Raw genomic sequence first — 5,926 nt, forward strand, 5'->3', positions numbered from 1 at the left:
CAATCCGCTTTGCTACTTGCTCATAACACTATTAGCTGCTATCGCAGCATATCAGAAGAGGCTTGCACCTCTCCCGATACAAGCAAGTCCCCAATCCCCACTTATTGCTCTACACAATAGAAGTGTGGGATTTCCTTGATAGTGTTAAAAACACAAAAAAACCTATATAAATATTAGCAATCTATTTTCACATATGATACACCAAATTATATAATACTGCAAAAAGACACAATATAAAATATATTTTCCATTACATTTGTTCTATTTTTACAATATGCATCACATTTTGCGGATATTTACTCACACAGTTCCAAACCCATCTAGCACAACGAAATGTCAATGATACAATAAACTAGTACAACGAAAATTAAATCTTTGATACATTGAGCATGAAGGCGATTTCGAGTAGTAATCTTTTTCCTGTCAAAACCAGAACAAAACAATAAGAACAAATTACAAAAAGGAACTTTAAAATTGTTCCGGATACAAGACACTTTCAAAAAATCGTCTCTCATATACTACAACTTCAAAGTTCCTTTTATAAAAATCTTTTATATCAAAATTTATTTAACAATCGGTGCAAATCTTATTCTTATCTGCGGAAGTGATTTAAGTTCCGTATAATAATTTGTCTGCCAGTCATCTCCCTGACTCTCATCGTTTTCTCCCGATGCTGGTGGTGCAAATATCTTAAGTGTCATATCCTTTGCTCCGTCAAGCGGCTTTTTGAAGAATGCACTCATCATGTCGATGCATTTTACGCCCGGTGCCTTATAGAACCAGTGTCCGTTTAATTCTATCATAAGGTTCATGTCTACATTGTCATCATCGAAGTATGCTTCACAGAATACAGGATTACTGTCAAAATGAAGGTCAATTGCCACTCCGTCGGCATCTTCTGAACCACCCCAGCGAAGTTTTGCAGGAAGTTCTATGTCTGAGCCTGTTTCCATTGACGGACTGAAGAAATCTTCATGAATGATTTCTCTGTATGTATCCATGAGTGGCTGCTCGATTCCGACATCTTTATTGTTTGGATCTTCTATCTCAAGTCCAAGACGGCCTCTGTCTCTGAACTGATACATTGTGAAGCCTGAAAGCCACTTTTCATCATCTTTTTTGAGCATCTCACAGAACTCTTTGAGCATTGATGCCTGGTCGTATGGTCCTGTTACATCACCGTCTGAATTAAACTCAGACAATACCATAGGCTTTTTAACACCGTTATTTACATATGTGTATCTCTCATAGCTGTTCTTTGCAAGCTGATATATCTTGCTTACTGCATGACGGGCAAATGTCGTGCCGCCTTCTTCTGCAACATCATATGGCCAGCCCCAGTGAAGTGCCATATATCTGTCTACAGATACAATATCTGCTGCCCTTGAAGCCTCCGCAAATATATCTTCCATCTCCATCTTTTCATCCTCAAGTTCCTTGCATCCATCAAGGCAGATGATAGTCTTAACATTTGGAGCTTCTTTCCTTATTATCTCGCTTGCATGTTTGAAGAATGCTGCAACCTCTTGATAGCTTGCTCTCTTGTTGAATGAGAACCAATTTCCTGTTGCTTCATGGTTGATACGAAGTTGAACCCTTCCGAAAGTTCTAAGGTCTTTTGCGATAGCCACGAGATGCTCATCTGAAACTTTAGGGTCGATGGTCATTGTAAGGAGTACATCCTGTCCGTGTCTTCTTACATCCCTCATACATGTAAACGGCTCGTCATCCAATGTACCGTTAAGTCCGCCCTTGTATGTAAAATAATCATCATATGGAAAATCCCATGCAAACTGTACTGATGGGTCAGCATGAACAACACTTGCTCTGCCCGGCCATCCCTCATCATTTGGATAATAGCAGTACATAAGATTTATTGCTCTGTGCGGTCTGCCAAGTTTCTGTAAGATATAATCCTGATTTACATATTCTCCACGCTCACTTCCGTCACCAAGATCAACAGCACACTGTGCAGGTCCCATATGAAGTGTCTTTGCTTTTAATTCGCTCATCTTTATCCTCCGATTCTGATATTTTATTGCGGAGCATATCGTTGTCTGCCACACCAAAAGGTGTAAACAGTAACTTAAAACATCAACTGTGTATCTGTCCATGCCCCATATATATTGTAATTTTAATTGTCATGTCCATAAAATACAATGTAATTAGACGACCTAAAATACACTAAAAATTATATTGGTTGGTCATTTACATGTTACAATACACTTAGCACTTTTTCCATTTTTAGTATATGCGGTTACAACAGCCTTTCCTTTTGACTTTGCTTTTATCTTTCCTGTGGCAGAATTAACTGTAACAACCTTATCATTTGAGGTTTTAAAATAAATCTGTCCTGTCAATTTCTGAGGATATTTATCCTGTCCCTTAATAGAAGCTGTAAGCTTATATGTCGCTCCCTTTTTCAAACTCAACTTTGATTTTGAAACTTTTACAACCTTGACATTTGCAAATACATTTTTTACAGTCTCACTTCCGTCTGCTGCTTTGACATATACTGAATACCAGCCTGCTGAATACGCTTTTATGGTAAATTTACTGCTATTAACATTTTCAAATTCATTTCCAAACTTGGCAAAATAAGATACACTTTTTTTACCATTTGAATACTTTATCTGTGAAACATCACCTGTAACATTTACATTTATCTTTCGTGCATATCCATTATAAAGGCTGTTAGAAATATTTATTTTAATTCCTGAACTCTTTTCTTTTGATATGGCATCCGGTGATGGTGATGATTCTGAAACAGGACTCTCCGTTACGGATGGTGTTGTGGATGGTTCTGCATATAAATCATCATCACTATTATCCTTAGTATCTGTCTCCTGTGGATTTTTTGTTTCCGTCACATCAGGTGTTTTTGTAGCTGACACAGCACCTGTACTGTCAGGCTCTGTGGTTTGAGAAACGTCAGGTGTCTGTGTAACCTGCGGTGTTACCGTTGGCAAGCTTGTCGGCACTGCACTTGCAGAAGGAGATGGCTGCGGTGTCACAGTAGTCTTGTTTGAATTTCTGTAATTTAAAGCCGCTTTTACAACCTTTTCTGCATCAGGTATACCTCCGTACTGACAATAATTTGTAAGACCTGATATTTTCTTTATATTATCGCTGTTACAGATAAAACTCTTTAAAACCGTTCCGTCAGATGAACCTGATGCCGCTTGTGCCAAAGCCGCAACTCCGGCAACATACGGTGCTGAGAATGATGTTCCCCACTCACATATATATCCGCCTCCTGCATTTACCGTATAGATACCTGCACCCGGAGCACATATTTCCATTGAAGACACACCATAGTTGCTAAACCAACTAAAACTTCCATCCCATTCAATGCTTCCAACTGTTATAAGATTATCTGCTGTAAATGATGCTGGTATGTATTGTGTCCTGTCGATATTGACATACTCATTTCCTGATGCCGCGACAAAAAGCATATTGCTTTTCACTATAATCTGTTTCATCAGCATATTTTCAAAAATCTCACTTTCATCTGATTCTCCACCCCAACTGCAATTACATATCGAGGCTCCATTTTCATCAGCATACTTTAACCCGGAGATAAGATTTGACATTGTAGCACTTCCTTTAGAATCAACAGATTTAACAGGCATTATCTTAATATTTATATCCGATGCTATACCTACAATACCTTTGTTGTCATTAGCTGCAGCTATGACACCGGCAACAGCAGTTCCATGACCATTATCATCATTTACATTATTATTTCCACTTCCAAAAAAAGATGTAAAATTCCAGCCTCTTATATCATCCTTATAACCATTGCTATCGCTGTCTTTTCCATTTGATATTTCATCCTCATTCTGCCATATAACATCTTTAAGTTCATCATTGCTATAATCAATCCCTGTATCAACTACCGCAACTACAACCTCCTTTGTCCTGACAGACTCATCGGCAGCTTCTTCTATCTGTTTCCACGCACCCTCTGCATTTAAATCTATATCCTCTACAGCTTTTACATCAGAGTCCTCTATATCAGTTTCTGGATTTTCAAAAGTTCCATCATTCTCCAACGCCCACTGTATTCCCGATTTATAAAAATCCTCAGAATCACTGTTTTCCGATGTGATGCTAAAAGTATAATCAGGCTGTGCTATCTGAATATCCGAACTATACTTTTTTGCGATATCAATAACTTTTTTCGTATCATCTTCAGACTTTATCTTATAAACCTTTATAAGAGAATCAACATCTTTTTCTTTCTTGGCATATTTTGAAAGTTCAGCCGGTTCTTTAGCACCATTCCTGTATTCGATTATGATGCGGTTATTATTTTCATAATATCCTTTCTCTTTATCGACGATGACAGTATTTTTTAATTCGCCATTTACGTCAAGCCAGTCATATTCCTCACTCTGCTTTTTGACAGCAGTAGTTGCCTTAGCTTTAGACTTACTTACAACTGCAGTAGTAGTACTTTCAGCACTCTGATCAGTACTTCTGACTGTACTCTTATCTTCATGCACAGTCTGTTTTACATTTCTTCCTATAATAATGTCAGAAACATCGGCTGACTGACTAAACGATAAGACAAGCACAGCACACAAAACTCCTGTCATCAACCTCCTGCGTTTTCCAAACATATCACAAACCTCCTTAAATTATATACCTGATATAATGAATACTTTTATACCAGTATATTCCATTTATTTGTCAGTTTTGTGAATTTGTACTTCGTCTATTATCCCGTCACTGTAATTTTTATAATTGTCCGGAATCCTGTCTGTCAAAATATGTATCTCTCCGAAATCAGCAAATTTTACCGACGATATATTGTCAAATTTTTCACAGTCAGTAAGTATATATTTCTTATTGCACTGTTTAAGTGCAGTCTTCTTCACCAATGCTTCATTTGGATCAGGTGTTGTAAATCCATGCCTCATGCTCACGCCGTTTGTTCCGAAAAATCCTTTTGTGAAATTATAGTTCTGAATTGATAAGATTGCCTCATTTCCAACTACAGCCTCCGTAGTGCCTTTTAGCTCGCCACCGATAAGTATTACATGAAAACCTGATACGGCAAGTTTTTTTGCATGTGCAACAGCGTTTGTCACAAATGTAGCATCTTTCTGTTTTATATAATCTATCATATATCCAGTCGTAGTTCCGGCATCAAGATATACAAAATCAGTAGAATTTATCATCTGTGCCGCCGTTTTTGCTATAAGTCTTTTCTCATTCTCATTTACACGAAGTTTTTGTGAAACTGAAAGCTCCTTTGCTGTATAATTTGAATTTAAGGCAATAGCTCCACCAAATACTTTGACAAGTTTTCCCTCACTGTCAAGCACTGTCAGATCACGCCTTATTGTCGATTCCGAAATGCCAAGTGCCTCTTTTATTTCCGTGACTGTTATACTTCTTTTCTCCTCAAGCATTTTTAATATCATCTGCTGCCTTTTTTCTACTAACATTTTAAAAATCCTTTCATTCACATTTTATATCCAATAATATTTCTAAACAATCATGATAAACAATAAACCCCCGAATAATTTGAGTTTCAAAATCATCCGAGGGTTCATCTTTAAATTTTTACACAGATAACTTTTATAAGTTCTCTTTCATGAATGCAGAAATCTTATCATATGCTGCATCTTCATCTTCACCGTCAAAACTTAATACTACTTCCATGCCGCCTTTGATTCCAAGACCCATAATATTAAAAATCTTCTTGCAATCTCCTGATTTTCCATCTTTTGAAATAGTAACATTACATGCAAATTCTTTTGCAAGCTTTACAAGTTCGCCTGCTGGACGTGCATGAAGTCCCTGTGGATCTGTAACTGTGTAAGTAAATTCTTTCATAATTATATGCTCCTTTCATCTTAACCGAGTCAAGCGGATATTCGCAATCCGCTTTGCTACTTGCTCATAACACTATTAG

Annotated in this window: 4 protein-coding genes; all 4 read right to left on the reverse strand. The window is 37.3% G+C overall.

The window, feature by feature from the left end:
* Positions 1 to 563: 563 nt before the first annotated feature.
* The 4 genes from KQI69_RS08765 to KQI69_RS08780 all read right to left on the reverse strand — a co-directional run bounded on the left by KQI69_RS08765 (position 564) and on the right by KQI69_RS08780 (position 5,847).
* Positions 564 to 2,012, reverse strand: coding sequence for a hypothetical protein (locus KQI69_RS08765; protein WP_216565002.1), 1,449 nt, complete (start codon positions 2,010 to 2,012; stop codon positions 564 to 566).
* Positions 2,013 to 2,204: 192 nt separating this feature from the next.
* Positions 2,205 to 4,625 (reverse strand): S8 family serine peptidase, encoded by a 2,421-nt coding sequence (locus KQI69_RS08770; protein ID WP_216565003.1) that lies wholly within the window; start codon positions 4,623 to 4,625, stop codon positions 2,205 to 2,207.
* 63 nt (positions 4,626 to 4,688) lie between these two features.
* Complete coding sequence (locus tag KQI69_RS08775; RefSeq protein ID WP_216565004.1) at positions 4,689 to 5,456, reverse strand: DeoR/GlpR family DNA-binding transcription regulator; 768 nt, start codon at positions 5,454 to 5,456, stop codon at positions 4,689 to 4,691.
* Positions 5,457 to 5,589: 133 nt separating this feature from the next.
* On the reverse strand, positions 5,590 to 5,847 hold the full coding sequence (locus tag KQI69_RS08780; protein WP_216565005.1) for an HPr family phosphocarrier protein: 258 nt from the start codon (positions 5,845 to 5,847) through the stop codon (positions 5,590 to 5,592).
* Positions 5,848 to 5,926 lie beyond the last annotated feature (79 nt).

The sequence above is a fragment of the Eubacterium sp. MSJ-13 genome, assembly GCF_018918235.1.
Classification (GTDB): Bacteria; Bacillota; Clostridia; order Lachnospirales; family Lachnospiraceae; genus Butyribacter.

What these genes read in the sequence shown, in the direction of transcription:
- KQI69_RS08765 (WP_216565002.1), bottom strand. Translation starts at nt 2,012, where the DNA reads ATGAGCGAATTAAAAGCAAAGACACTTCATATGGGACCTGCACAGTGT.
- KQI69_RS08770 (WP_216565003.1), bottom strand. Translation starts at nt 4,625, where the DNA reads ATGTTTGGAAAACGCAGGAGGTTGATGACAGGAGTTTTGTGTGCTGTG.
- KQI69_RS08775 (WP_216565004.1), bottom strand. Translation starts at nt 5,456, where the DNA reads ATGTTAGTAGAAAAAAGGCAGCAGATGATATTAAAAATGCTTGAGGAG.
- KQI69_RS08780 (WP_216565005.1), bottom strand. Translation starts at nt 5,847, where the DNA reads ATGAAAGAATTTACTTACACAGTTACAGATCCACAGGGACTTCATGCA.